Genomic DNA, 25865 nt, shown 5'->3' on the forward strand with positions numbered 1-25865 from the left:
GCAACCATCAATTGAGGAACCACGACGGCGAGGAACCACGTCCGCGAGAGCGGCGCCGGTTTAGGCGCAAAGAGGGATATCGGGTGCTGGGGGACGACGCGGAGCTGACCGCCGCGGTACGTGCGGCACAGGACGGGGACGAGACCGCGTTCCGCATCGTCTACCGCGCTGTCCAGCCACGCCTGCTCGGATACGTCCGAACGCTGGTCGGCGACCCGGACGCCGAGGACGTCGCCTCCGAGGCCTGGCTGCAGATCGCCCGCGACCTCGACCGGTTCAGCGGCGACGCGGACCGGTTCCGCGGCTGGGCCGCCCGGATCGCCCGCAACCGCGCCCTCGACCACATACGGATGCGCGGCCGCCGCCCCGCGATCGGCGGCGACGAGACGGAACTGGCGGGCCGGGCCGCCGAGTCGGACACCGCGGGCGAGGCCATCGAGGCGCTCACCACCGATTCGACGCTCTCCCTCATCGCCCGGCTGCCGCAGGACCAGGCCGAGGCGGTCGTCCTCAGGGTCGTCGTGGGCCTCGACGCCAAGACCGCCGCCGAGACCCTCGGCAAACGCGCCGGCGCCGTCCGGACGGCGGCCCACCGGGGCCTGAAGAAACTCGCGGAACTGCTCGGCGCCGACCCGGAGACGGCGGGCGTCCTGGACGCGCTTCCGCCCCAGCGAGAACCGGATGATCGTGCGGTGACGTCCGCCAGTGTGACGCATACGCGTTCGCGGACGCAGAAGGACATGTGATGGCCGACGAGCAGAACAAGTGGCTGGACCGGGCGACGGCGGAACGTCTGCTGCGCGGTGAGTCGCTCGAAGCCGTCGACGCCTCCGCCCGTGACCAGGCAGAACGCCTCGGCAAGGCGCTCGGCGCGCTCTCCGCGGGGACCGCCCCGGCCGGCGCCGAACTCCCTGGTGAGGAAGGTGCGCTGGCTGCCTTCCGCAAAGCGCGCGAATCCGCCGAGGACGAGCGGACCGCAGTGGCGGCGCGGCCGGGCAGGTCCGGACGGGGCGCCGACGCGGGCCTCTTCCGCATCGGCGCCGGCTCCCCGCGGCCCCGCGCCCCCCGCTGGGCCCGCCCCGCACGGTTCGGCCTGGCTGCCGCGCTGACCGCCGGCATGCTCGGCGGGGTCGCGGTCGCCGCCGGCACCGGCGTCCTGCCGACGCCGTTCGGCGACCAGCGCCCCGGACCCGCCGCCTCCGTCTCGGCCGCCGGCACCCCCGGACGCACGCACGGCTCGCCCTCGCCCGAGTCCCTGCTCGGCGGCGAGACCGGCGCGCCCTCCTCCGGTACGACGACCGGCGGTTCCGCGCAGTCCTCGCCCGACCCCTCCGGCAGGGCGAAGGACGGGGGCACCGGCTCGAAGGGCACCTCCGGGAAGGCCTGGGGCCGTGCGCTCACCTCCTGCCGTGACATCCAGGAGGGCAAGCCCCTGGGCGCCGACCGCAGACGCGCCCTGGAGGGCCTCGCGGGCGGTACCGAACGCGTGAACAAGTTCTGCAAGGCAGTCCTCGGCACCGGCGCGGCCGGCAAGGGCGACAACTCCGGCGACGACAAGGGCGCCTCCGGCGGGCAGGGCGACGACACCGGCTGGGGCGGCGGTGGCCAGGGCGACAGCAACGGCCAGGGCGGCGACGACAGCCGGCCGGGCCGGGGCGGCAACGGCAACGGGAACGGCAACGGGGGTGACGGGGGCGGCAACGGCGGGGGCAACGACCACCACGAGAACGGCGCGGCCTCACCCGCCCCGACGGCCTTCACGCCCATGCTGCCGAACCAGCCGTCCGCCGCGCCCGGCCCGACGTACAGCGCACTCTGACGTCCGGCGCACCCTGACCTTTGCATACCGCTGTGACCTGCGGTTTCGGAACTCGCCGAACTTTTTTCGCGCGGGGTGTGACGTTTTCGGCGGCGGCGGCGCAGTACTGAATGAGCCGACTGGTCATCGGCCGTCGCACAGAGCCGGGGTTCCCCCCGTACCCGTGGCTCGTGCATTGGCGCGGGCGGGACACGTTCCCCCGGTCCCGCCCGCGCCCCAAACTCCCCTCGCTCCCCGCTCACCAGTAGACGACGACCTTGTCGCCGTTCCTCACCTGCGCGAACAGACCCGCGATCGCCGCCTCGTCCCGCACGTTGACGCACCCGTGCGAGCCGCCCGCGTAGCCCCGGGCCGCGAAGTCGTACGAGTAGTGCACCGCCTGGCCGCCGCTGAAGAACATCGCGTACGGCATCGGGGAGTGGTAGAGCGTGGAGAAGTGGTGGCGTGACTTCCAGTAGACCTGGAACACCCCCTCACGGGTCGGGGTGTACTGCGCCCCGAACCGCACCGACATCGTCGACACCGTCCGCCCGTCGATCATCCAGCGCAGCGTCCGGCTGGTCTTGCTGATGCACAGCACCCGCCCGGTCAGGCACCGCGGGTCGGGCGCGGCGGCCGGCTGACCGCCCATCAGATACAGCTCCCACGTCCCCGGCCGGTGCGTCATCCGCACCAGCCGCTGCCAGGTCACGGCGTCGGTCTCACCCGTCTGCGGCAGCCCGCGCTTGCCCTGGAAGCCCTTCACGGCCCGCGCGGTGAGGTCGTCGTACGTCCCGGTCGGCCCGTCGAACAGCCAGGCGGCCTGCCGCAGCCGGGCCTGGAGCTCACGGACGCCGGTGCCGGTGTCACCGCGGGTGAAGACGATGTGCGGCGGGGTGGTGTCGACGGCGGACGGGGCCGGGGCGGGAGCCGTACCGGCCGTCCTGCCGGTCGTCCCGCTGGGCCCCTTGCCGGGCGTCCGGCTGGGCGGCAGCTCGATGTGGACGGGCGAGTCGTGCTTGCCGTCCGCGCCGTCCGGCGGCCGCACGGTGCACCCGCACAGCACCGCCAGTACGGCCGCCGAGGCGACCGCGACGCCGGGCCGTCCCACGATCCCTGAGAACCCCGTCACCTTCATGCCGTGGATGCTTCCCCGCGTGACCGCCGCCGAACAAGGGGGCATGGTGGGAGTGACAGACGTACCGGCGAACAGGCGCACCGCGGAGGTCACCCGTCATGGTCCGTGAGTCGGAGTCCGGGCTGCCCGTCGAGCCGGTCTACGGTCCGGCCGCCCTCGCGGGCTGGGACCCGGCCGAGCAGCTCGGCGACCCGGGGTCGTACCCCTTCACCAGGGGCGTCTACCCGACGATGTACACCGGCCGCCCCTGGACCGTGCGCCAGTACGCCGGCTTCGGTACGGCGGCGGAGTCCAACGCCCGCTACCGGCAACTGATCGCCCACGGCACCACCGGCCTGTCCGTCGCCTTCGACCTGCCCACCCAGATGGGCCACGACTCCGACGCACCCCTCGCGCACGGCGAGGTCGGCAAGGTGGGCGTGGCGATCGACTCGATCGACGACATGCGGGTGCTGTTCGACGGGATCCCGCTGGACCGCGTCTCCACGTCGATGACGATCAACGCCCCGGCGGCCGTGCTGTTGCTGCTGTACCAGCTGGTGGCGGAGGAGCAGGGCGTCGGCGCCGACCGGCTGACCGGCACGATCCAGAACGACATCCTGAAGGAGTACATCGCACGGGGGACGTACATCTACCCCCCGAAGCCCTCCCTGCGCCTCGTCGCGGACACCTTCAGGTACTGCCGGGCCGGCATCCCGAAGTGGAACACCATCTCCATCTCCGGCTACCACATGGCCGAGGCCGGGGCGTCCCCCGCGCAGGAGATCGCCTTCACCCTCGCCGACGGCATCGAGTACGTGCGCACGGCGGTCGCGGCCGGCATGGACGTCGACGACTTCGCACCCCGGCTGTCCTTCTTCTTCGTGGCCCGTACGACCCTCCTGGAGGAGGTCGCCAAGTTCCGCGCGGCGCGCCGGATCTGGGCCCGGGTGATGCGGGAGGAGTTCGGCGCCCGCGACCCCAGGTCGCTGATGCTCCGCTTCCACACCCAGACCGCAGGGGTCCAGCTGACGGCCCAGCAGCCGGAGGTGAACCTGGTCCGGGTGGCCGTGCAGGCCCTGGCCGCGGTCCTCGGCGGCACCCAGTCCCTGCACACCAACTCCTTCGACGAGGCGATCGCCCTGCCGACGGACAGGAGCGCGCGGCTGGCGCTGCGCACCCAGCAGGTCCTGGCGTACGAGACCGACGTGACGGCGACCGTGGACCCCTTCGCGGGTTCCTACGCGGTGGAGCGGATGACGGACGACGTGGAGGGCGCGGCCGTCGGGCTGATGCGCAGGGTCGAGGACCTGGGCGGCGCGGTGGCGGCGATCGAGCACGGCTTCCAGAAGGCCGAGATCGAACGCAACGCCTACCGCATCGCGCGGGAGACGGACGCGGGCGACCGGGTGGTGGTCGGCGTCAACCGCTTCCGGCTCGACGAGGAGGAGCCGTACCAGCCGCTCCGCGTCGACCCGGCCATCGAGGCCCGGCAGGCGGCACGCCTCGCGCGGCTGCGCGCCGACCGGGACCGGTCGGCCGTCGACTCGGCGCTCGCCGCCCTGAAGAAGGCCGCCGAGGGCGACGACAACGTCCTCCACCCGATGAAGAAAGCCCTGCGGGCCCGGGCGACGGTGGGGGAGGTGTGCAACGCGCTGCGGGAGGTGTGGGGGGTGTACGTCCCGACCGACGCCTTCTGACGGCGTCTTCCGACCCGCGGCTGGGGGCGTTGTCGGACCTCCGTGCGAGACTTCTTCGCATGTTCGGCGTCATCGATCTCCCCACCTATCTGGCAGGACTCGTCCTGATCGTCCTGCTGCCCGGCCCCAACTCCCTGTACGTGCTGTCCGTCGCCGCCCGGCAGGGCGTCCGCGCCGGTTACACCGCCGCCGCGGGCGTGTGGTGCGGGGACACCGTGCTGATGACGCTGTCCGCGGCCGGGGTCGCCTCGCTGCTCAAGGCCAACGCCGTGCTGTTCGGGATCGTGAAGTACGCGGGCGCCGGCTACCTGACCTGGCTGGCGATAGGCATGCTGCGGGCGGCGTGGGGGATGTGGCGGACGCGGAAGGAGAAGGCGGCACAGCAGGAGACCGCACCGGTCGCCGCCGCCCACGAGCGGCCGTACCGCCGCGCCCTGGTGATCAGCCTCTTCAACCCCAAGGCGATCCTGTTCTTCGTCGCCTTCTTCGTGCAGTTCGTGGATCCGGGGTACGCCTACCCCGCCCTGTCGTTCGTGGTGCTCGGTGCGTTCGCGCAGCTGGCGAGCTTCCTGTACCTGAGCGCGCTGATATTCAGCGGCACCAGGCTGGCCGACGCGTTCCGCCGCCGGAAGCGGATGTCGGCGACGGCCACCTCGGCGGCGGGGGTGCTGTTCCTGGGGTTCGCGGTGAAGCTGACGCTGGCCAGCGCCTGAGCGCACCGCTCACAGGCGTTCGGTGAGTTGCTCCGCGGCCCAACTCGCCCATTCCGCCGAGGTCTTGGAGCCGCGCAGGCCGTATTCGAGGATGAGCCAGCCGCAGACCTGGACGGGGTCCCCGGCCCATTCGGCGTTGTCGTGGATGGACTGCAGCGCGGCGAGCCGCTCGCGGTTCGTCTCCGCGAACTTCTCCAGGTAGCCGGCGCCTTCCTCGCGGGTGAGGGTCCACAGGAAGAAGACGCGGAGCAGGGCCGCGCTGCGGAAGGCGAGGTCGAGGCCGGGCTCGGTGAGCCAGCGGCGCAGTTCCGCGCGCCCCGCGTCGGTGATGCCGTACTCGCGGCGGTGGCGTGCGCCGGTGCCGGTGACCTCGATCAGACCGTTCTCGCTGAGCTTGGCCAACTCGCCGTAGACCTGGCTCTTCTGGGCGGGCCACACGATGGCCAGACCTGTCTCGAACCTCTTGAGCAGGTCGTATCCACTGGCGGGCTGCTCGGCAAGGAGACCGAGGAGGGCGTGGGGCAAGCTCATGGCCTCACCCTACCGTTCCGGAATTCACCGGTCACGGGTGGACAGAGCAAGATCGACCGGCCATGCTTGGACCGTCCAACATTGGACGCTCGCACTCCCTGTTCTCGCCCTGTCCGTAAGGAGACAAGCGGTGAACTATGTCCGCGGCTTCGCGCCCTGGCTGTGTTACGCGGCCCTGAGCCCGGTCGACTGGCGGCTGGGCACGGGTGCCGCCGCCCTGGCCGCGCTGTATCTGCTCGCCCTGCAGCTCCGCGCGCGGACGGTCGATCTGCTGACCGCCGTCACCTGCGGGTTCTTCGTGGTCATGGCCGCCGTCGCGCTGGCCGACCCCGGTACGGGACTGCGGCACTGGATCTGTGCCCTGGCGAACGGCACCCTGGCGGTCACCGCCCTGGCCTCGCTGGCCGTGCGCCGCCCCTTCACCCTGGTGTTCGCCCGGGCCGAGGTGCCCCGCGAGTTCTGGGACTCCCCCCGGTTCCTCAGGGTCAACATGGTTCTGACCGCCATCTGGGCGTCCGGCTTCGCGCTCGGCGCGCTCGCCTGCGCCGTCGTCGTCGGCTACGACCACTCCGCGACCGTGCCGCTCGTCTCCGCCCAGGTCCTGGCGTTCGTCCTCCCGTTCGCCGTCGGCGGCCGGTACGCGGCACGGGCCAAGGCCCGCGCCGCGACCGCTGCCGGGCAGGCCCTGGCGTGACCGCACCGACCGTTCCACCGCCCGGATCCACCCCGCAGCAGGAAGAAGGAAGCAACAGAAGATGGTCGAGAACGAGGCGCCCGACGGGGACCGGCCGGTCAGTCCGGAGCGGTTGATCTACTTCTCGGACGCGGTGGTGGCCATCGCCATCACCCTGCTCGCCCTGGAACTGCCGGTCCCCACCGGGGACGTCCACGGCAACAGCGGCGTACTGCACTTCCTGCGCGACCACCTGGCCGAGTACAGCGCGTTCCTGGTCAGTTTCTGGGCCATCGCCATCCACTGGCTGGTCCACCAGCGCCTGTTCCGGTACGTGACCGGAGTCTCCGGCGGTGCCATCCGCTGGAACCTGCTGTGGCTGCTCGCGATCGTCGTCACGCCGTTCACGACGAAGCTGCTGACCAGTGAGGCCGACGCGTTCCAGGTCCAGTTCATCGTGTACGCGGCCAACCAGGTCCTGACGGGCCTGTTCTTCCGGCTGGGCTTCGCCGACCTGCGCAGGTCCGGGCTGCTGCGGACCTCCGGAGCGCCGGAGGCCGTGTCGGGCACGCTGGGCTGGCTGACCGCGATGATGGTGACGTTCCTGGTCTCGATACCCGTCGCGTTCGTCACCCACTGGGCGTCGCTGTGCTGGGTGCTGCTCCCGGCGATACGGGCCGCACTGCGTCTCCTTCAGCGGGGGCCCCGGACCGCCGCCGCCTGACCTGCGCGTCCTACCGGGCGAGGGCGCCGAGGGCCCCGGTGCGCTCCGCGTACGTCCGCAGCCCCGCGGCCGTCCCGCCCGCCCAGCCCACATAGCCGTCCGGGCGGACCAGGAAGACTCCGGGCCCGTACGACTCCGGGGCCGGGAGCCGGTGTACCGGGTCCGGGACGCCGTCGACCGGGTCCGGGGTCAGCAGGGTCCAGTGCGGGCCCCGGAACACGTCGAACATCCGCACCCCGTCCGCGTTCCGGCCGTCAGGGGCACGGTCACCGGCTCGCACCGGCCCCGGGTTCGCCCGCGTCTCCCGCGACAGCGAGGAGTCCCGGTAGCCGAGGCCCAGTTGGACCGTCGCCTCGCCCCGCCGGACCTCGCCCCGGTGCACGCCCGTCGAGAGGTCCAGCATGGCGGCGGCGTTCGCGCGCCGCTCCTCCTCGTAGGTGTCGAGGAGCTCCTCCGGGGCGCCGCCGAGTACCGCGCCCAGTTTCCAGCCCAGGTTGTAGGCGTCCTGGACGCTGGTGTTCAGGCCCTGGCCGCCGGCCGGGGAGTGGACATGGGCCGCGTCTCCGGCCAGGAAGACCCGGCCCACGCGGAAGCGGTCGGCCAGGGCGGCGCGGGTGCGGAAGTCGGAGATCCAGCGCAGCTCGGTGACGTCCGCCGGGTCGAGCGGGGTGTACGTCGTCACCAGCCGCCGTATCCCGTCCAGGGACAGGTCGGGTTCCGTGCCCTCCGGCAGCCTCGCCGCCAGCTGGAAGTCCTCCGTGCCGGCCAGCGGGCACAGCGCCACCCCGTTGCCGTCGGCGCCGGCGAAGGTGTGCCAGTGGCCGCGGTCGAGGCCCCGCACCCGCAGGTCGGCCACCAGGAAGGGGCTGGGGTCGACCGACTCGCCCGTCATGCCGACGCCCACCGCCCGCCGTACGGTCGACCGTCCTCCGTCCGCCGCCACCACGTACCGCGCCCGGGCCGTCGTGCCGTCGGCGAAGCGGACCGTCACCCCCTCCGCGTCCTGCGCCAGGTCCGTCACACCGCGCCCGAACCCGACCCGGCCGCCCAGTTCCCGCAGCCGCGCGTACAGCACCTCCTGGGTCCGCCACTGCGCGATCATCAGCGGATCGGTGTACGGCGTGCCCTCGTCCGCCGTCACCTCGTCGAACATCGGCTCCGTCCCGAGCCGTTCGCCGTTCTTCCAGAGCAGCCGGGGCGGGTAGGGGCCGCCCGCCGCACGGATCGCGTCGCGCACCCCGAGGTCGTCGAAGACCTCCTGCGTCCGGGGCTGGATCCCCTTGCCGCGCGAGCCCGGGGACAGCTTCTCGCCCGCCTCCACGACCAGCGCGTCCACTCCGCGCCGGGCCAGGTCGATGCCGAGGGTGAGTCCGGTGGGACCGGCGCCGACAATCAGTACATCCATCGCATATCTCCTTAACGCTGTTAAGTGCCGTCGACCGCAAGGCTGCCCTTAACGCTGTTAAGGTGTCAAGTGTGAGTACGGAACGACGCGCGCCCCTGGACCGTGGACGGGTCGCCGACACGGCCCTGCGCCTGCTGAACGAGACCGGCCTGGACGGCCTGACCCTCCGGGCCATCGCCAGGGAGCTGGACGTCAAGGCCCCGGCCCTGTACTGGCACTTCAAGGACAAGCAGGCGCTGCTCGACGAGATGGCGACGGAGATGTACCGCCGGATGGTCGCGGACACGCCGCTGGACCCCGCCGGCACCTGGCGGGACCGCCTGCGCGGGACGAGCCGGGGGCTGCGTACGGCCCTCCTCGGCTACCGCGACGGCGCCAAGGTCTACAGCGGCTCACGCTTCACGGGCATCGACCACGCCCCCGCGCAGGAGGCGAGCCTGCGGGTCATGACGGAGGCCGGCTTCACCCTGGCCCAGGCGGTGGCGGCGGGCCGGACCGTGAACGCCTACACCGTCGGCTTCGTGACCGAGGAGCAGGGCGTGCAGCCCCTCCCGGGGGAGCGCCGGGAGGGCTACGACGTGGCGGAGCGCGCACGCCTGCTGGCCGATTTCCCCCTGTCGGCGGCGGCGGGCGGCGAACTCTTCGCGGACTACGACCGCCACTTCGAGGAGGGCCTGGAACTGGTGGTCGCGGGAATCGGGGCGCGGTACGGAATCGGCTGAACGGTGGACTCCGGCGGACGGCCGAACGCGAAAAGCCCGGTCCCGGGCGATGCGGTGACATCGCCCCTGGACCGGGCCCGGGGAATTCAGCAGTGGTCGGTGTTCGTCGCGTACCAGCCGCCCCATGTGTTGGTCGCGTAGTCGTCGTAGTTGCAGTAGTAGTTTCCGGCCGCCGTCACCACCTTGACGGCCTTTCCGGCGGAACTCTCGAAGAAGGCGACGAAGCTGAGGGCCTTGCCGTTGCCCGGCATTTCCTTCCAGCCGCCGGCGCCCGACCAGGTGTGCCAGATGGTTCCGGAGGGTGCGACGCCGAAGCATTCGTCGGGGCCGTACTGCCAGTCGACGTAGTTGTACCCGTAGTCGTTGACGTTTCCCGTGTAACCGAAGCAGGTGGCCGACGCGGCGGCCGCGGGCGAGGACGACATCCCCACCACGCCGAACGCCGCCAGGGACACCGCCGCGGCGGCAGCAGCCGACAAACGGAAACGTGACTTCACGGACTCTCCTTTGTTCCGACTGTTATCACTGGCTCCTTGCGGATCACACGCTACGGAGAGCTGATCACGTCGCACAAGCGGTTTCCGGCTGACCTGGATAAGCGGAACGATTACTTCTGTACAGCGGGAAGAATGCTGGAATTCAGGGTTTCGACACATTGCCGGCCGGTATGCGACGCGCATTGCGGGACAATGCCAAGGAATCCATTCCTCCGCATACCGGCCGAAAATCCGGAGGGAATCTCTCCGCCGCCCTGAAACCGCCCTAAGCCCGGTCGGCCGCCGGCGGTGCGGATTTCAGGGACCGTTTGAGCCGGGGGCCGAGGGGTTTCTCCACGAACCGGTGGATCAGCCATGCCAGGCCGAGCATCGTTGCCACCGTGCCGAGCAGGGTCGGCCACGCCGGTACCCCCCAGCCCCGGTGCAGCACCCGGATCACGAACCAGCCCAGGTGTTCGTGCACCAGATAGAAGGGGTACGTCAGCGCCCCGGCCGTGGTCAGCCAGGGCCAGGCCGCCCACCGGGTCCAGCCCGCCGCCACCGCCGCCACGGCGGCGTACGCCAGGGTGACGACCAGCATCACGGCATACGGGTTCCTGGGCGCGTCCGCGTGCCACAACCCCTGTGTGGCCATGCGCAGTCCGAGGATCCAGGAGAGCGCCACGATGCCCCAGGGGAGGGCCTGGTTGCCGAAGCGGTGGACGAGGTAGAGGGCCAGGCCGCCGATGAAGTAGGGGGCGTACCCGGGCATCACGACCAGCTCGGTCCAGGGGCCGCCGGCCGCGGTGGACAGGACGGCCGCCAGGGTCCACACCGAGCAGAACAGCACCACCCTGCGGTAGGTGACGCCCGGCAGGACGACCGTCAGCGCGAACAGGGCGTAGAAGCGGACCTCGACCCAGAGGGTCCAGCAGACACCGAGGACGCGCGGGGCGCCCAACGGCTGCTGCAGCATCGTCAGGTTGACCAGGAACTCGTCGGCCCGGACCGCGTGGACGACGGCCGGCAGGACCAGGGACGCACCGGTGACCAGCACCAGCGCGACCCAGTAGGCGGGGTAGAGGCGGGCGACGCGGGAACGGAAGAAGTCGCCGAGGGAGCGGCCCCAGCTGCTCATACAGATCACGAAGCCGCTGATGACGAAGAAGAACTCGACGCCGAGGCAGCCGTAGACGGCCGCCCGGGACAGGGTCGGGAAGACCTGGGCGGGGTTCTGGTGCCAGGACGCGGAGACGACTCCGCCGCGTCCGGCGTAGTGGTAGAGGCAGACCATCAGGGCGGCGGCGAGCCGTAGCCCGTCGAGGGCCAGGAGCCGGGTGTGCCGCCGTCCGGATGGGGCCGGTGCGACAGCGATCTTCGCAGGCGAGGGCGCCAGTGTGGGGGTCGCGAGAGACATGGTTCGAAGCGTCTACCCGGCAGTGCCCCGTTAATCATCCGATCTGTTGACCGAGTCCCCGGGACGTGGGAAGCCCAATACCGTCAGCTGGGCGAATCATAGGAAGTGCGCGGTGAACCTCCTAACCATTCTCTTACCAGTCGGGATTCGTTAACCATATGGTCGTTTTGGCTTCCTAGTTTCTCCATCCATCCCCCCCTGGCGCGGGGCACCTCAGCGCACACAGCCATTACACAAGCTTTGCTTGGCAAAATCAGGAGAGCTATGACGAGGGTCCAGAACAGGCGGGCACCAGCACGCGGAGGGGAGCTGGACGACTGCCTGCACGCCTGCGCCGTGCACAGCGGCAAAGTCGTCGGCAGCCTCGACCGTCGTCGCGCCGAACTCGCGGAGCAGCTGCGCAAGCTGCTGGTCGTGGTCGCCACCGAAGGCACCACCGCGTCCGCACCCGCCTCGGCCGGTGGTGCCACCGCTCTGCTCAAGCGCGCCGTCAAGGGCGCCGCGACCCCCTCGGGCGGTATCAACAACGACCTGCTGGACGCCCTGCTCGCCGTCGCCAACAAGGCCCTGGAGTGCGGTTACAACGACGAGTTGAACCTCGCCCTGGTGATCAGCGACACCGTCCTCGTGCACCGCAAGAACTCCCGGGCCGGCTGGCGGCTGCGCGCCCGCATCCTGGAGGGCCTCGGCGAGGAGCGCGAGGCCATCGAGGCCTACGAGCGCTACCTCGAGCTCACCACCGACGACGGCTTCGGCGTCGCCAACCGGATCAGCGGCATGCGTCGCGCGGGTGAACGCGAACGCGAACTCCTCGACCTCCTGAAGCGCCAGGTGCCCGCCGCCGCGGACCACGTCCGCGAGCCCTCCACCGCCACCTGGGCCGAGGGCCTCGCCCTCCAGGCCATCGGCGACTGGAAGGCCGCCGAGCCCCGCCTGGTCGGCGCGCTGCTCGCCCTCTCCGAGGACGAGGCGCCGGTGAACGACCGGCAGGAACTCCTCAGCCAGTACCTGGACATGCGCTTCGCCGAGGGCAACGACGCCGGTCTCGGCGAGGCCGTCGCGCTCTACGCCGAGCAGCGCCGCGTCCGGATGCGCGGCCCGGTCGCCGACCCGACCGTCGACGGCGTGCAGTGGATCAGCCTCGGCGAGTTCCGCAACCAGATCGCCGGCAAGTCCGTCTGCCTGATCGCCAACTCCGGCCGCGTGGGCGCCAGTGGCATCGGCAAGCAGATCGACGACTACGACCTGGTCGTGCGCTTCAACTCGTACAAGATCGACCCGAAGCACACCGGCGAGCGCACCGACATCCACGTCAGCATCCACAAGCACGCCTTCAACTGGGAGAAGCCGGTGACCACCCGGCTGATCTTCGGCGGCGTCTCCGGCGACTGGAAGCACTCGCTGCGCAACAAGCTGGTGCCCGGCGCCCAGAAGTTCCTCGGCGACGAGTCGCTGCGCTGGCCGATGCGCAACATCGGGCAGATCAGCACCGACACCTGGTCGGGCATCCCGACCTCCGGGTTCAACATGCTGTGGCTGCTGGACTTCCTGGACGTCAGCCCGACCCTGGACCTGATCGGCTTCGACTTCTACGAGAGCGGCGCGTACCGCGTGCAGGAGGCCATGAAGCTCGCCATCACCTCCGTGCACGAATACACCAGCGAGAAGGACTGGGTCATGCAGCGGGCCCAGAGCGTGACGGACATGAGGATCTCCCTGCGATGACGACCACCTTCACCCCGGCGGTACCGAACACCGACGCGAGCGCCCTCACCAAGAAGCGCCGGATAGCCTTCGCGTCCTACGTGGACGAGAACTACCTGCCCGGCTTCCTGGTCCTGCTGCGCAGCCTCGCCCTGTCCAACCCGGGCGTCTGCGAGGACTTCGTCGTGCTCTACGACGACCTGCGTCCGGCCTCCATCGCGAAGATCCGCGCCCTGCACCCGCGCATCGTGCTGCAGCGGGTCAACGACACGCACTACGACTCGTACGTCAAGGGCGACCAGGACAACTACCTGGTCCGCAAGGCGTACTTCATCCTCGACATCTTCCGGCTGCGGGACTACGACACCGTCATCACCCTGGACACCGACATGGTGGTCCTCGGCGGTCTCGGCGAGCTCCTGGAGCTGCGCGAGGGCCTCGCGGCCGTGCCCCAGTTCTTCTACGGGCAGCACAAGCTGAACTCCGGTCTTCTGGTGATCCAGAAGGAGTACCTGTCCGACGAGTTCTGCGCGAAGATCGACAAGACCGGCCGCAGCGGCGACTACGAGCTCGACAAGCACGACCAGGGCATCCTGAACGCCGTCCTGGACGGCGACTTCGTCCGCCTCGACGCCAAGTACAACTTCGTCAAGCGGCGGCTCTCCGGCGACCTCCCCGTCCCGGAGGACACGAAGATCCTGCACTTCACCGGGCGGCACAAGCCCTGGCAGGGCGGCGAGTCCGGCTACGCGCAGGCGGAGGACCGCTGGCGCGAGTTCGAGATGACCGACGCCGAGTTCCACGCGGCCTACTTCGCCTCCTCCGGCGGCCTCCACCACGACCTGGTCGTCCACTTCGGCGCCCCGCACGTCGCCCGCACCGGTGACGTCGAGATCGCCCGCAAGGTGGCCGCCGCGCACGTCTCCGCCGGCGACTACCAGGACGCCGTCGACGTCATGAGCAGCGTCCGCATCCCGCTGGACGAGGCCTGGCCGCACGAGGTGCTCGGGCACGCCCTGATGAGCGTCTCCCGCTACGAGGAGGCCAAGACCCAGCTGCTGCTCGCCAGTGCCGCCCCCAACCGGGCCGCCACCGCGTTCTCCCGGCTCGCCCAGATGGCCTGGGTGCACGGCGACAACACCGAGGCCCTGCGGTACGCCACCGCCGGCCTCACCGTGGACCCCACGCACCGCTCCAGCCGCCTGTGGGCGCAGCGCGCGGCCGCCGTCCCCTCCCAGGAGCAGGGCAGCGCCGAGGACCAGCTGGCGCACGTCGCGTTCTACATGGACCGGCAGGGCAACGCGGGCGACAAGCTGCTCCCGGAGACCGTCCGGCTCGGCTTCGGCCCGGACACCACCTCCCGGCGCTGGCACTCCGTGCACGCCCACCGGTACTTCGACAGGGCCGCCCTGGAGCGCGTCAACGCCCGCCGGGGTCTGGTCATCGGCGGCGGCGGTCTGTTCATCCCGGACACCATGCCCAACGGCAACAGCGCCTGGCAGTGGAACGTCCCGGACGAGCACCTGCGCGCCATCGACGTCCCGATCATGATCTACGCGGTCGGCTTCAACGCCTTCGACGGCCAGTCCTACCGGGCCCAGCGCTTCAACCAGAGCCTGCGGCTGCTGGTCGAGAAGTCCTCCTTCTTCGGCCTGCGCAACCACGGCTCCATCGCCAAGGTCCGCGGCATGCTCCCGCCGGAGCTCCAGGACAAGGTCGTCTTCCAGCCCTGCCCGACCACCGTCATGCGTCAGCTGGTGGCCGGCTGGACCGACCCGTCGTACCGCGAGGACACGGTCATGCTCAACGCGGCCTACGACCGCGCGGGGCTGCGCTTCGGCCACGACTACGGCCACTTCCTCGCCGAGATGGCCAAGGCCGTCCGCAAGATCGGCGAGCACACCGAGGTCAAGTGCGTGGCGCACTCCCTCGACGACGAGAAGATCGCCTTCGACCTGCGCCGCGAGCACGGCATCTCGCTGCCGGTCATCCCGATGTACGACTTCTCCAACGACGAGATCCGCGAGACGTACGCCAAGACCCGCCTGGTCATCGGCATGCGCGGGCACGCCGGCATGATCCCGTTCGGCGTCGGCACGCCCATCATCTCGCTGATCTCGCACCCGAAGATGGCGTACTTCCTGAACGACATCGAGCGGCCCGAGTGGGGCGTCTCGGTCCACGAGAAGGACCTCGGCGACATCCTCACCGAGCGCGCGATCGGCATCCTCGACAACCACAGCCGCACGGTCGCCGACGTCCACGACCGCCAGGAACAGCTCTGGAAGGTCACCGAGGACAACCGCGCCACGATCAAGAAGATCCTGGGCAGGTAACGCCGAAGGGGCGGGTCCGGAGATCCGGACCCGCCCCTGATCGGCGGCGCAGCCGTCGCCTGGGGGCGCGGGGAACTGCGCGACCAGCCCCAACGGCGCCGCAGACGAAACGACGCGGAACCTACTTCCGCACAACCCGCCGCAGATTGCGCGCCTTACGCGCCATCCGCCGAACCGTCGCGTTGCGCGGCAGGAACGCCAGCTGCGCGGGCACCCCACCGGGCAGCCCGAGCGAAGTCAGCCGCTTGCGCTTGAAGTAACGGATGGTGCGGTCGTTCAGATGCCTGCTCAGATAGCGCTCGGTCTCGGTGCGCAGATACGGGTAGATCTTCGGCTGCATCGCGAAGCCCACCGCACGGATCAGCTCGCCGAGCGCCTCGACGCCCATGCCGGGACGCTGCTCCTGGACGGCCTTGCGGTCGGTGAGCAGGGGCACCAGCGCGTCGACGACGGTGACCGGGACGCGGTTGCTGTTCTCGTACGGCGTGAGCTTGTCGAGGAGCGTGTCGGTGCCGATGCGGGCGGTCGGCAGGCCGTACAGCGCGGACGCGGTGAGCAGCGCGGTGGAGAAGCAGCCGACGACCAGGGCGGGACGCATCTTCTGGTACAGCACCTCGGCGAGGACCGTGGTGTCCAGGACGGTCAGGTCGACCTTGTGCTTCTCGGCCTCCTGCTCCAGGGTCCGGGCGAACCGGGCCGGGGCGGAGGGGTGCGGCTTGAACACGACCTTGGTGTGGCCGAGTTCGACGGCGCCCTGCAACATCCGGACGTGCAGGTTCTCCTCCTGCTCCGGGGTGAGGATGTCGAGCGCGGAGAGGTACTGGCCGAGCAGCAGCGCCGGTTCGTCGATGTCGGGCAACTCGTCGCCGCTGGGCGCGAGTTCGGCCAGCACTTTGGTGAACGCGGCGGTCGGGACGACCTCGCCCTCGACGCCGAACTCGGTGAGCAGCAGGGGCTTGAGGCCCGGCACCAGGTCCAGGTGCAGGACGCGGTCCACGCGGGTGCCGACCAGCGGGTCGATCTTGTTGCGGGTCGGGCCGTAGCTCATCAGGCCGTCGGCGTAGACCGTGACCGGGGCGCCGTTGAAGATCTGGGTGAGGCTGAGCGAGGGGTTGACCTGGATCGACTCGACGGCGAACTCGACGTCGTCGTCGCCCAGCCGCCACTCGTGGCGCAGGAAGCGTTCCCACAGCGGCATGTCGTCGACGCGCGGGGCCCAGCCGCCCGGGTGGAACGGGAAGATCGTCTCGTTGTACGAGATCACCTCGTCGAAGCGGTCGCGCAGCCGCTCGAAGCCGGGCGCCTCGTCCAGGCCCGGGGTGGTCTCGGGGGTCGCCGCGTTGTTGCAGACCAGCAGGATGCGCCGGTCGGCCGGGCGGAAGGCGCCGGAGTCCAGGGCGGCGGCGAGGGTGGCCGTGCCGTAGAGGGTGGACGCCTGGAAGATCTGGGTGGTCACGCGGCGGCTCCCGCGGGGGCGGGACGGCGGCGCAGCCGGCGCAGCTTGGTGGCGCGCTGGAGGTCCATGGAGTCCAGGGCGTCGTCGAGCACGTCCTGCGGCATGCGCCGCAGGGCCGCGGCACTCATTGATTTCAGCTTCTTCGCCACCGCGGGCTCGAACCTTTCGATGGATCCCAGGTGATGGGAAATGATGGCGCAATACGTGCGGACGGCCTTCGGCAGGAGATCCTTCGCGTCGGCGTCCTGTGCGGTTTCCTCGATCACCTGGTCGAACGCGCGAATGAAATCGAGCTGACGGACGTCGCCGATCTGGGTAAGTGACGTGGCCACGCCACGACGATAGAAGACGCCGAGCAGGTTCACCGCGGCGAAGGACTCGGCCTCCCGGTGCAGCTTCCAGATCCACGGCCGGTCCTCGGCCGTGCGGAGCCCGTCGGTGAAATGCACGAGACCCTTGTCCACCAGACGGCGGTGGTAGACACCCGCCCACGCGTACGCGTAGTCGACGGAGGTGGACCGGTCGGCGGGCAGGATCGCGTCGCGCGGGTTCATCACGACGTTGCGGCGGCCGATCGGCGCGCGCTGCACGAGCCGGGCCCGCGCGGTGCACTGGACATGGTCCGTGCGCACGAAGTCGCAGCCCAGCGACTCGATCGCGGCCACGAGATCGGGGTAGTAGCCCGGCGCGAGCCAGTCGTCCCCGTCCAGGAAGGTCACGTACTCGCCGCGCGCTTTGTCGATGCCGGTGTTGCGCGCGGTGGCCAGCCCTCCGTTCTTCTCGTGTCTGACATGGACCGCACCTGGCAGCTCGCGCTCGGCTCGCGCGAGAATCTCAGGTGTCCCGTCGGTCGAGCAGTCGTCGACGAGAATGAATTCGAAGTCGTCACGCGCGTTCGCGCGCAGACTCCTCAGGGTGTCGGGCGCGTATTGCTGCACGTTGTAGAACGGCACGATGACGGAGAGCTTGACCACGTGGGGGACGTTAGAGGAGCGCCCGTCGTACGTCTTGACCGCCGCCTTGATACCAGGTGAACGACATGTGGCGAGGTCGTGAACCGGGACTTTTCGAGGGGCGATCCCGAGCTGATTCGCCATTCGTCGACGTGTTGTTAACCGTTTGTTGGATTTGGGTTAGGGAGATCCTCGGAATGGCTTCCTAGCGTCTTCGACGTGCCAGCAAGTGCAACGAAGTCCCTGCGGGTGGCCGTCCTGGCGGATTCCGACACTCGGTGGAAGTGGGGGGCGCTCACCGCGAAGCGCCTGATTCCCAACGAAACCGACAGTCCGGACATCGCGCTCGACGGCTATCTCCTTCGGGGCCGTGCCACCCCCACCGCCCGCCAGCTCCAGGAGGTCGGTGTCCACGCGGACTCGCTCCGCGAGGTCACGGCCGTCGAGTTCCTGAGAGAGATGGAGCAGCAGTCGTACGACCTCCTCGTCCTCTCCCTCGTCGGCGGCGGGGTGCAGGCCATGCTGCACGGCCTGCGCAGCGCCTGGGCCGGCCGTGAGAAGCGGCCCGTCGTCGTCACCGGCTATGTCGGCGTCGTCTACGAGAAGCTCGCCGACGGCCTGCTGCTGCGGCACGGCGCGGACCTGGTCCTCGCCAACTCCCGCCAGGACGCGGACCGCTTCCGGGCGGTGTACGACGGGGTCGGCGCCGACTCCTCCTCGGTCACCGAGGTCGCGCTGCCCTTCCTCGGCGGGGAGCCGTACGAAGGTGAACACGAGCCCTACACCGTGGTGTTCGCCGCGCAGCCGTCGGTCCCCGACAGCCGCAAGGACCGTACGTACCTGCTCGACCGGCTGATCCAGCACGCCCGCAAGCACCCCGAGCGGGAGGTGCTGCTCAAGCTGCGCTCCAAGCCCGGCGAGCACACCACCCACATCGAGGAACTGCCGTACCAGAAGCTGGTCCAGGGCAAGGACGTGCCCGCCAACTTCAAGCTGGTGTACGGGCACATGGGCGAGGTGCTCGACCGCACCGACCTGCTGGTCACCATGAGCTCGACGGCCGCGCTGGAGTCCCTGCACCGCCGGATCCCGACCGTGGTCCTCACCGACCTCGGCATCCGCGAGGCGCTCGGCAACCACCACTTCGTCGGCTCCGGCTGCCTGGCCTCCTGGGACCAGCTCGACGCCGGCCACCGCCCGGCGCCCGACACCGAGTGGGTCGCCCGGCAGGGCGTCGCCGCTGGGGGTACCCCCTCTGGGGGAGGGTCCTATGAGGGGGCCTTCGACGCGGCCCGCGAACGCATCGCGAAGCTGCTCGGCCGGCCCGGCGGGCTGCCGCCGCTGCACCCCTACTACACGCCCGAGACCGCGCCCGGCTACCTGCCCGGCATCCTGGCCCGCCACCACCTCGGCCCCGACGGCGTGCCGCTGCCCGGCGCGCCCGCCGCCGACAAGGCCCCGGGCCCCGTCCGCCAGATCGTGCGCCGGGCCGCACGCGGCGCCTACCGCCACGGCGTCCAGCGGGTGGCCCCCGTGATCCGTCGAATGGGAGAGCTGTGAGCGACCGGATCCCGCGTCAGACGCAGTCAGAGCCGTCTGCGTCGTCAGTCCCCGAAGGAACAGAGCCGATGTCCCACCCCGAAGGGGCCGTTGTGCCCCGCGTCCTCGCCGTGATCCCCGCCCGGGGCGGCTCGAAGGGCGTCCCCGCGAAGAACCTCGCCCCGGTCGGCGGAGTCCCGCTGGTCGCCCGCGCGGTCCGCGAGTGCGTCGCCTCCCGCCTGGTGACCGACGTGGTCGTCTCCACCGACGACCAGGCGATCGCCGCCGCCGCCCGCTCGGCCGGCGCCGAGGTGGTGCTCCGTCCCGCCGCCATCGCCGGTGACACCGCCACCTCCGAGGCCGCCGTCCTGCACGCCATGGACGCCCACGAGGCGCTGCACGGCGCCCCGGTCGACGTCGTGCTGCTCGTGCAGTGCACCAGCCCGTTCATCGTCCGCGAGGACATCGACGGGGTGGCCGGCGCGGTCGTCGAGAACGGCGCCGACACGGCCCTCACCGTCGCCCCCTTCCACGGCTTCGTGTGGCGCGACGAGGTGCACGCCCCGGTGCCGGCGGGCGCCGACGAGGCCTCGGCCAGCGGCGGCCTCGGTGTCAACCACGACAAATCGTTCCGCCCGCGCCGGCAGGACCGCCCCCAGGACTTCCTGGAGACCGGCGCCGCCTACGCGATGCGCGCCGACGGCTTCCGCGAGCACCAGCACCGCTTCTTCGGCCACACCGAACTGGTGCGGACCGACCCCGCGCGCGTCCTGGAGATCGACGACCACCACGAGCTCGCGCGCGCCCGCGCCCTGGCCCCGCTCTTCGACGCGGACCGCCCCGGCGCCCTCCCGACCGCCGACGACGTCGACGCGGTCGTACTGGACTTCGACGGCACCCAGACCGATGACCGGGTGCTGATCGACGCCGATGGAAAGGAGTTCGTCTCCGTGCACCGCGGCGACGGACTCGGCATCGCCGCCCTGCGAAAGAGCGGGCTCAAGATGCTGGTCCTCTCCACGGAGCAGAACCCGGTCGTCGCCGCCCGGGCCCGGAAACTCCAGATCCCGGTCCTGCACGGCATCGACCGAAAGGACCTCGCACTCAAGCAGTGGTGCGAGGAGCAGGGCATCGCTCCAGAGCGCGTGCTCTATGTCGGCAACGACGTCAATGACCTCCCGTGCTTCGCCGTAGCCGGCTGGCCCGTGGCGGTCGCGAGCGCCCACGACGTCGTACGCGGCGCCGCACGCGCGGTCACCACCCTCCCCGGCGGTGACGGCGCGATCCGAGAGATCGCCAGCTGGATCCTCGGCCCCTCTCTCGACTCCCTCCCGAAGTAAGGACACCCCACAGTCATGAGCAACTCCCGCCTGCGCACGTTCGGTTCCCGTGAGGTCGGCCCCGGTCAGCCCGTCTACATCTGCGGCGAGATCGGCATCAACCACAACGGTGAGCTGGAGAACGCCTTCAAGCTGATCGACGTCGCCGCCGAGGCCGGCTGTGACGCCGTCAAGTTCCAGAAGCGCACCCCGGAGATCTGCACCCCGCGCGACCAGTGGGACATCGAGCGCGACACCCCCTGGGGCCGCATGACCTACATCGACTACCGCCACCGTGTGGAGTTCGGTGAGGACGAGTACCGCCAGATCGACGAGTACTGCAAGAGCAGGAACATCGCCTGGTTCGCCTCCCCGTGGGACACCGAGGCCGTCGCCTTCCTGGAGAAGTTCGACGTCCCCGCCCACAAGGTCGCCTCCGCCTCCCTCACGGACGACGAGCTGCTGAAGGCGCTGCGCGCCACCGGCCGTTCGGTCATCCTCTCCACGGGCATGTCGACCCCGAAGCAGATCCGCCACGCGGTCGAGGTCCTGGGCAGCGAGAACATCCTCATGTGCCACGCCACCTCCACCTACCCGGCGAAGGCCGACGAGCTCAACCTCCGCGTGATCAACACGCTGGAGAAGGAGTACCCGAACGTCCCGATCGGCTACTCCGGCCACGAGACCGGCCTGCAGACCACCCTCGCCGCGGTCGCGCTCGGGGCGACCTTCGTCGAGCGTCACATCACCCTCGACCGCGCCATGTGGGGCTCCGACCAGGCCGCCTCCGTGGAGCCGCAGGGCCTCACCCGCCTGGTCCGCGACATCCGCATCATCTCCGAGTCCCTCGGCGACGGCGTCAAGAAGGTCTACGACTCCGAGCTCGGCCCGATGAAGAAGCTGCGCCGCGTCACCGGTGTCGTCGCCGAGGCGGAGATCGCCGCGGCCGCCGGCGAGCCGGTCCAGGTCTGATCCATTTGTTACGACGACGGGACGGTCGTACGTCGATGAGCCCCCGCGCCGGGAACACCGGCCCCCACACCCTCGCGTTCGTCGAGAGTCCGGTGCAGCTGCTCAACGTGCTGGAGTGGGCGCATGTCCACGCCCTGCGCGGAGCGGCGGAGCCGGTGCCGACCGTGCCCAGCCAGGTACGGCGCTCGGTATCCGGTATATCCGCACCCGGCGCGGAACTCACGATCGTCGTCCTGTCCCCGACCGACCCCATGACCCGGGGCCAGCTGCGCCGGATGGCGGACCTGGCCCGGGACGAGGGGTACCGGGTGCGCTGGGAGGAGGCGCGGGGCGGTACGACCGCGCCCTTCCAGACGATCGGCGGCCTGGCGGGTTCCCTCCGCCGGGCCGACCGGATCGTGATGGGGGACCCGTTCTCCCGCTACGTACAACTGCTGCTGACGATCACCCGCGCCCGTGACCTGGTCGTGGTCGACGACGGCACCGCGACGATGGAGTTCGTCGCCCAGCTGGCGCGCGGCGAACGCCTGGTGCGCTGGCACCGCAAGGGCGGCCGGCCCGGAGCCCGGGACCTGCTCTTCGCGCCGGTCTCCTCCTCCGCCCGCCGCCGCCTCACCCCCAGCGCCCGCCGCCGGGTGGAGGTCTTCTCCTCCATGCCGATGACGGAGCGGCCGGAGGGCGTGACGGTCACCGCGAACGACTTCGGCTGGACCCGGGCCCGCTTCGGCCCGCCGCGCATCACCAAGGGCGCGGACATGGTCGGCACCTCGCTGGTGGAGACGGGGGTCGTGGACGGCGACCGCTACCTGGAGGCCGTCCAGACCCTCGCCAAGGCCCACGGCGCGACCCGCTACTTCGCCCACCGCCGCGAGAGCACGGAGAAGCTGCACCGCCTGGCGGCCGAGACGGGCCTGGAGATAGTCCGCCCGGACCTCCCCCTGGAGCTGATCGCCCGCCGCGGCCCCATCGGCCGTACGATCCTGAGCTTCCCCTCGACCGTCGTGCACACGCTGCCCCTCGCCCTGGTCGGCACGGGCGTCCGGGTGGCCGTCTGCGACATCGACCCGGCCTGGCTGACGGAGAACGCGTCGCCCCGGGCCCAGGGGTTCCTCTCCGGGGTCACCGGGACGGCGAAGGACGTGCACCGGCTGGCGGCGGTGACCAGCCCGGCGTAGCCGGTGGTTCTCAGGGGCACCCGGGGGCCTGATCACTCCCAGCTGGGCATGACCGCCGCGGGGTAGCGGGAGCCGGCCGCTCCGTGCGGCAGGATCTCCTGGACACGGGCCAGGTCCTCGGGTGTGAGGGTGACCTGCGCGGCGGCCACGTTCTCCGCCAGGCGGTGCGGGCTGCGGGTGCCCGGGATGGGCACGATGTCGTCGCCCTGCGCGAGCAGCCAGGCCAGCGCCAGCTGGGTGACCGTGACGCCCTTGCCCTCCGCCAGGGCGGTCAGCTCCTGGACCGCGGCGACGTTCTTCTCGTAGTTGCCGGGCAGCCAGCGCTCGTCCATGGTGCGCCGCATGTCGTCCGCGTCGTACTCGTCGGCCGGCTTGACCGCGCCGGTGAGGAAGCCGCGCCCCAGCGGGGAGTACGGCACGAAGCCGATGCCCAGCTCCCGGACCACGGGCAGGATCTCGGCCTCCACGGCCCGTTCGAACACCGAGTACTCGGTCTGGAGCACCGAGACCGGGTGCACGGCGTGGGCCCTGCGGATGGTCTCCGGGCCGGCCTCGCTCAGCCCGAGGAACCGGACCTTGCCTTCGGCGATCAGCTCGCCGACCGTGCCCGCCACGTCCTCGATGGGGACGTCGGGGTCCACCCGGTGCTGGTACAGCACGTCGATGCGGTCCGTGCCCAGGTGCCGCAGGCTGTTCTCGGTGACCTCGCGGATGTGCTCGGGGCGGCTGTCCAGGCCGCGTCCGATCCGGCTGGGGTCGGAGAGGTCGAAGCCGAACTTGGTCGCGATCAGGATCTCGTCGCGGAAGCCCTTCACCGCGCGCCCGAGGAGCTGCTCGTTGCTGCCGGTGCCCAGGCCGTACAGCTCGGCCGTGTCGAACAGGGTGACGCCGAGTTCGTGGGCCCGGTGGAGGGTGGCGATGCTGCTCTGCTCGTCCGGGGTGCCGTAGGCCATCGTCATGCCCATGGTGCCCAGACCGATCGCGCCGGCCGTGAGGCCCTGGGTGCCGAGGGCGCGCTGCGGGAGGTGTGTGGTGTGCTCTGCCATGCCGTCAACGCTAGGCACGCGGACCCCGGCGGTCATGGGCCGCCGCTCGCATACAATTGCCTGATCCTCTCAGGGACCCTTCAGGGACGGAGCGCACTGTGCTGGACCGACTCGTCGCGGCCGTCGACCGGCACTGCGTGACACCGGGCACGGACACCGCCGTACCCCGGCTCTCCCTGGCCTCCGTCGACGAGCCGGTCGAGCCCGCCCATCTGCTGTACGAACCGATGATCTGCTTCGTCGCCGCCGGCACGAAACGCACCGCCGCGGGGGAGCTGATCCGGGTCGCCCGCCCCGGCGAGATGCTCCTCACCACCATCGACCTGCCGGTCACCGCCGACCTGGAGCAGGTGCCGTACCGGTCCGCGTCCCTGCACCTCGACGGCGAGCCGCTCACCGAACTGCTGCTGGAGCTGGCCGACACGCCCCCGTCGGCCACCCCGTCGGCCGCCCCCGCGCAGGTCGCCGCCCCGATGTCCCCCGAACTCGCCGACGCGGTCACCCGCTGGGTCGAACTCCTCGACACCCCCGAGGACATCCGCCCGCTCGCCGCCCGCGTCGAGAGCGAGATCCTCTACCGGCTGCTGCGCAGCTCCCTCGGCCCCGTCCTGCGCCAGTGGTCGCTGGCCGACTCCACCGCGACCCGGGTGCGCGAGGTGGCCCGCTGGATCCGCGCCCGCTACACGGAGCCGCTCAGCATCGACGAGATCGCGGCGGTGGCGCACATGAGCCCGGCCGGCCTGCACCGGCACTTCAAGGCGGCCACCGGCATGAGCCCGCTCCGCTACCAGAAGCACCTGCGCCTCCAGGAGGCCCGCCGCCGCCTCATCGCCGGCGACGCCTCGGCGGCCCAGATCGCCCAGGCCGTCGGCTACGTCAGCCCCACCCAGTTCAACCGCGAGTACCGGTCCACATACGGCCTTCCCCCGGTCCAGGACGCGGCCCGCCTGCGCGCCCGCCTCACCCGCGCGACCCCCGCGCCGACGGGGTCGTAGCCAGCACCATCGGAGGCGGCCGTCAGACGGTGAGGCGGCGGACGGCGTCGACCAGGCCGTCGACGTCCTGCGCCGTGGTCGCGAAGGACGTGACGAGGCGGACGACTCCCGGCTCCCAGCGGTCGTGGTAGAAGGCGTAGCCCTCCGCCAGGAGCCCGTCGATGGCCTGCTGGGGCAGCCGGCAGAAGACGATGTTGGCCTCGGCCGTGCCCGGGAGGTCGATACCCGGCACGGTCTTGAGCCCCTCCTGGAGGCGGGCGGCCATGGCGTTGGCGTGGGCCGCGTTCCGCAGCCACAGGCCGTCCGTGAGATAGGCGTCCAACTGAGCCGCGTGGAAACGCGTCTTGGCGGCGAGCTGGCCGGCGCGCTTGGCGCGGAAGGCCAGTTCGGGGGTGAGGGAGCGGTCGAATACGACGATGGCGTCGGCGGTCATGGTGCCGTTCTTGGTGGCCCCGAAGGACAGCAGGTCGACACCCGCCCGCCAGGTCGTCTCGGCGGGCGTACAGCCGAGCGCGGCGACCGCGCCGGCGAACCGCGCGCCGTCCATGTGCAGGCGCAGTCCGGCCTCCTCGGCGACCGCCCCGAGAGTGCGGAGTTCGTCGAGCGAGTAGACGGCACCGCTCTCGGTGGCCTGCGTGACGCTCACCACGGACGGCTCCACGCTGTGCACGTCCCCCCGCTTGTGCCGGGCGGCCGCCCGCAGCGCACCGGGGGCGATCTTCGCGTCGTCGCCGGGCAGCGGGACGAGCTTGGCGCCCGCGGTGAAGAACTCGGGCGCACCGCACTCGTCGTTGTTGATGTGGCTGTCGCGGTGGCACAGCACACTGCCCCAGGGCGGGGTCAGGGCGGCCAGGCTCAGGGCGTTGGCGGCGGAGCCGGACGAGACGATCAGTACGTCGACGTCGCGCTCGAATATCTCGCACAGACGGCGCCGGACGTCGGCGGTGATGCCGTCCGCGCCGTAGGGCGCGGCCGGTCCGGCGGCGGCACGGGCCACGGCGTCGATGATCTCGGGGGCCGCGCCGGCGACGTTGTCGCTGGCGAAGGCATGGGCGTAGGGCGTGCTGCTGCTCGTGCTCATGGTGCGATTCCGG

23 protein-coding genes are annotated in these 25865 nt (G+C 71.0%); 14 read left to right on the forward strand and 9 right to left on the reverse strand.

The genetic code is table 11. The features are described from left to right. The first annotated feature begins 83 nt into the window (after nt 1–83). On the forward strand, nt 84–746 hold the full coding sequence (locus AB0D85_RS02085; RefSeq protein WP_362313443.1) for an RNA polymerase sigma factor: 663 nt from the start codon (nt 84–86) through the stop codon (nt 744–746). Continuing rightward, on the forward strand, nt 746–1819 hold the full coding sequence (locus AB0D85_RS02090) for a hypothetical protein (RefSeq protein ID WP_362312455.1): 1074 nt from the start codon (nt 746–748) through the stop codon (nt 1817–1819). The genes AB0D85_RS02085 and AB0D85_RS02090 overlap by 1 nt, the downstream gene beginning before the upstream one ends. 238 nt (nt 1820–2057) lie before the next feature. Here the strand turns inward: AB0D85_RS02090 and AB0D85_RS02095 are convergent, their stop codons facing one another. Further along, the gene (locus AB0D85_RS02095; RefSeq protein ID WP_362312457.1) at nt 2058–2936 is read right to left on the reverse strand and encodes a L,D-transpeptidase family protein; all 879 of its coding nucleotides are present in this window, start codon (nt 2934–2936) and stop codon (nt 2058–2060) included. A 98-nt stretch (nt 2937–3034) separates the two neighbouring features. Between AB0D85_RS02095 and AB0D85_RS02100 the strand changes: the two genes are divergently transcribed. Together AB0D85_RS02100 and leuE are read left to right on the forward strand one after the other, a co-directional pair. After that, the gene (locus AB0D85_RS02100; RefSeq protein ID WP_362312459.1) at nt 3035–4615 is read left to right on the forward strand and encodes a methylmalonyl-CoA mutase family protein; all 1581 of its coding nucleotides are present in this window, start codon (nt 3035–3037) and stop codon (nt 4613–4615) included. Nucleotides 4616–4674: 59 nt separating this feature from the next. Then, complete coding sequence (leuE, locus tag AB0D85_RS02105) at nt 4675–5328, forward strand: leucine efflux protein LeuE (protein ID WP_362312461.1); 654 nt, start codon at nt 4675–4677, stop codon at nt 5326–5328. A 9-nt stretch (nt 5329–5337) separates the two neighbouring features. Here the strand turns inward: leuE and AB0D85_RS02110 are convergent, their stop codons facing one another. Further along, nucleotides 5338–5859: a PadR family transcriptional regulator gene (locus AB0D85_RS02110; RefSeq protein ID WP_362312463.1), complete on the reverse strand. Its 522-nt coding sequence runs from the start codon at nt 5857–5859 to the stop codon at nt 5338–5340. A 130-nt stretch (nt 5860–5989) separates the two neighbouring features. Here AB0D85_RS02110 and AB0D85_RS02115 point away from each other — a divergent pair, with 130 nt between their 5' ends. Both AB0D85_RS02115 and AB0D85_RS02120 read left to right on the forward strand, forming a co-directional pair. Next, nucleotides 5990–6553, forward strand: coding sequence for a hypothetical protein (locus tag AB0D85_RS02115; RefSeq protein ID WP_362312465.1), 564 nt, complete (start codon nt 5990–5992; stop codon nt 6551–6553). 61 nt (nt 6554–6614) lie between these two features. Next, entirely contained in the window at nt 6615–7256 is a 642-nt protein-coding gene (locus tag AB0D85_RS02120) for a TMEM175 family protein (protein WP_362312467.1), read from the forward strand. Nucleotides 7257–7266: 10 nt separating this feature from the next. Here AB0D85_RS02120 and AB0D85_RS02125 read toward each other — a convergent pair whose 3' ends face one another. After that, nucleotides 7267–8661, reverse strand: a complete 1395-nt coding sequence (locus AB0D85_RS02125) for an FAD-dependent monooxygenase (protein ID WP_362312469.1) — start codon at nt 8659–8661, stop codon at nt 7267–7269. 71 nt (nt 8662–8732) lie between these two features. On the opposite strand from AB0D85_RS02125, the gene AB0D85_RS02130 reads away from it, so the two are divergent. Then, nucleotides 8733–9383: a TetR/AcrR family transcriptional regulator C-terminal domain-containing protein gene (locus AB0D85_RS02130; protein ID WP_362312472.1), complete on the forward strand. Its 651-nt coding sequence runs from the start codon at nt 8733–8735 to the stop codon at nt 9381–9383. A gap of 86 nt (nt 9384–9469) precedes the next feature. Here AB0D85_RS02130 and AB0D85_RS02135 read toward each other — a convergent pair whose 3' ends face one another. Then, nucleotides 9470–9880, reverse strand: coding sequence for a hypothetical protein (locus AB0D85_RS02135; RefSeq protein WP_362312474.1), 411 nt, complete (start codon nt 9878–9880; stop codon nt 9470–9472). A 265-nt stretch (nt 9881–10145) separates the two neighbouring features. Continuing rightward, a complete protein-coding gene (locus AB0D85_RS02140) occupies nt 10146–11276 on the reverse strand; it encodes an acyltransferase (protein WP_362312476.1) in 1131 nt (376 codons plus the stop codon). 264 nt (nt 11277–11540) lie between these two features. On the opposite strand from AB0D85_RS02140, the gene AB0D85_RS02145 reads away from it, so the two are divergent. After that, a complete protein-coding gene (locus tag AB0D85_RS02145) occupies nt 11541–13001 on the forward strand; it encodes a glycosyltransferase family 29 protein (RefSeq protein ID WP_362312477.1) in 1461 nt (486 codons plus the stop codon). Continuing rightward, nucleotides 12998–15316 carry a glycosyltransferase gene (locus tag AB0D85_RS02150; protein ID WP_362312479.1) on the forward strand — a complete coding sequence of 773 codons (2319 nt, stop codon included), beginning with the start codon at nt 12998–13000 and terminating at the stop codon, nt 15314–15316. The genes AB0D85_RS02145 and AB0D85_RS02150 overlap by 4 nt, the downstream gene beginning before the upstream one ends. Before the next feature lie 121 nt (nt 15317–15437). On the opposite strand, the gene AB0D85_RS02155 is transcribed toward AB0D85_RS02150, so the two are convergent. After that, nucleotides 15438–16772 carry an alpha-2,8-polysialyltransferase family protein gene (locus AB0D85_RS02155; RefSeq protein ID WP_362312481.1) on the reverse strand — a complete coding sequence of 445 codons (1335 nt, stop codon included), beginning with the start codon at nt 16770–16772 and terminating at the stop codon, nt 15438–15440. Continuing rightward, nucleotides 16769–17746: a glycosyltransferase family 2 protein gene (locus AB0D85_RS02160; protein WP_362312483.1), complete on the reverse strand. Its 978-nt coding sequence runs from the start codon at nt 17744–17746 to the stop codon at nt 16769–16771. The genes AB0D85_RS02155 and AB0D85_RS02160 overlap by 4 nt, the downstream gene beginning before the upstream one ends. A gap of 198 nt (nt 17747–17944) precedes the next feature. Here AB0D85_RS02160 and AB0D85_RS02165 point away from each other — a divergent pair, with 198 nt between their 5' ends. The 4 genes from AB0D85_RS02165 to AB0D85_RS02180 all read left to right on the forward strand — a co-directional run bounded on the left by AB0D85_RS02165 (nt 17945) and on the right by AB0D85_RS02180 (nt 22730). Beyond that, on the forward strand, nt 17945–19285 hold the full coding sequence (locus tag AB0D85_RS02165; RefSeq protein ID WP_362312484.1) for a DUF6716 putative glycosyltransferase: 1341 nt from the start codon (nt 17945–17947) through the stop codon (nt 19283–19285). 68 nt (nt 19286–19353) lie between these two features. Further along, nucleotides 19354–20604: an acylneuraminate cytidylyltransferase gene (locus AB0D85_RS02170; RefSeq protein WP_362312486.1), complete on the forward strand. Its 1251-nt coding sequence runs from the start codon at nt 19354–19356 to the stop codon at nt 20602–20604. A 15-nt stretch (nt 20605–20619) separates the two neighbouring features. Beyond that, nucleotides 20620–21555 carry an N-acetylneuraminate synthase family protein gene (locus AB0D85_RS02175; protein ID WP_362312488.1) on the forward strand — a complete coding sequence of 312 codons (936 nt, stop codon included), beginning with the start codon at nt 20620–20622 and terminating at the stop codon, nt 21553–21555. Nucleotides 21556–21590: 35 nt separating this feature from the next. After that, complete coding sequence (locus tag AB0D85_RS02180; protein WP_362312490.1) at nt 21591–22730, forward strand: hypothetical protein; 1140 nt, start codon at nt 21591–21593, stop codon at nt 22728–22730. Between the two features lie 32 nt (nt 22731–22762). Here the strand turns inward: AB0D85_RS02180 and AB0D85_RS02185 are convergent, their stop codons facing one another. Next, entirely contained in the window at nt 22763–23776 is a 1014-nt protein-coding gene (locus tag AB0D85_RS02185) for an aldo/keto reductase (protein ID WP_362312492.1), read from the reverse strand. Nucleotides 23777–23874: 98 nt separating this feature from the next. On the opposite strand from AB0D85_RS02185, the gene AB0D85_RS02190 reads away from it, so the two are divergent. After that, nucleotides 23875–24771: an AraC family transcriptional regulator gene (locus tag AB0D85_RS02190; RefSeq protein WP_362312494.1), complete on the forward strand. Its 897-nt coding sequence runs from the start codon at nt 23875–23877 to the stop codon at nt 24769–24771. 22 nt (nt 24772–24793) lie between these two features. Here AB0D85_RS02190 and AB0D85_RS02195 read toward each other — a convergent pair whose 3' ends face one another. Further along, on the reverse strand, nt 24794–25852 hold the full coding sequence (locus tag AB0D85_RS02195) for a beta-eliminating lyase-related protein (protein WP_362312496.1): 1059 nt from the start codon (nt 25850–25852) through the stop codon (nt 24794–24796). Nucleotides 25853–25865 lie beyond the last annotated feature (13 nt).

Source organism: Streptomyces sp. NPDC048277 (genome assembly GCF_040652235.1).
Classification (GTDB): domain Bacteria; phylum Actinomycetota; class Actinomycetes; order Streptomycetales; family Streptomycetaceae; genus Streptomyces.

Coding starts and splice junctions, on each gene's coding strand:
- AB0D85_RS02090 (WP_362312455.1), top strand. CDS start 746: ATGGCCGACGAGCAGAACAAGTGGCTGGACCGGGCGACGGCGGAACGT.
- AB0D85_RS02095 (WP_362312457.1), bottom strand. CDS start 2,936: ATGAAGGTGACGGGGTTCTCAGGGATCGTGGGACGGCCCGGCGTCGCG.
- AB0D85_RS02100 (WP_362312459.1), top strand. CDS start 3,035: ATGGTCCGTGAGTCGGAGTCCGGGCTGCCCGTCGAGCCGGTCTACGGT.
- leuE (WP_362312461.1), top strand. CDS start 4,675: ATGTTCGGCGTCATCGATCTCCCCACCTATCTGGCAGGACTCGTCCTG.
- AB0D85_RS02110 (WP_362312463.1), bottom strand. CDS start 5,859: ATGAGCTTGCCCCACGCCCTCCTCGGTCTCCTTGCCGAGCAGCCCGCC.
- AB0D85_RS02120 (WP_362312467.1), top strand. CDS start 6,615: ATGGTCGAGAACGAGGCGCCCGACGGGGACCGGCCGGTCAGTCCGGAG.
- AB0D85_RS02125 (WP_362312469.1), bottom strand. CDS start 8,661: ATGGATGTACTGATTGTCGGCGCCGGTCCCACCGGACTCACCCTCGGC.
- AB0D85_RS02140 (WP_362312476.1), bottom strand. CDS start 11,276: ATGTCTCTCGCGACCCCCACACTGGCGCCCTCGCCTGCGAAGATCGCT.
- AB0D85_RS02145 (WP_362312477.1), top strand. CDS start 11,541: ATGACGAGGGTCCAGAACAGGCGGGCACCAGCACGCGGAGGGGAGCTG.
- AB0D85_RS02150 (WP_362312479.1), top strand. CDS start 12,998: ATGACGACCACCTTCACCCCGGCGGTACCGAACACCGACGCGAGCGCC.
- AB0D85_RS02170 (WP_362312486.1), top strand. CDS start 19,354: ATGTCCCACCCCGAAGGGGCCGTTGTGCCCCGCGTCCTCGCCGTGATC.
- AB0D85_RS02175 (WP_362312488.1), top strand. CDS start 20,620: ATGAGCAACTCCCGCCTGCGCACGTTCGGTTCCCGTGAGGTCGGCCCC.
- AB0D85_RS02180 (WP_362312490.1), top strand. CDS start 21,591: ATGAGCCCCCGCGCCGGGAACACCGGCCCCCACACCCTCGCGTTCGTC.
- AB0D85_RS02185 (WP_362312492.1), bottom strand. CDS start 23,776: ATGGCAGAGCACACCACACACCTCCCGCAGCGCGCCCTCGGCACCCAG.
- AB0D85_RS02195 (WP_362312496.1), bottom strand. CDS start 25,852: ATGAGCACGAGCAGCAGCACGCCCTACGCCCATGCCTTCGCCAGCGAC.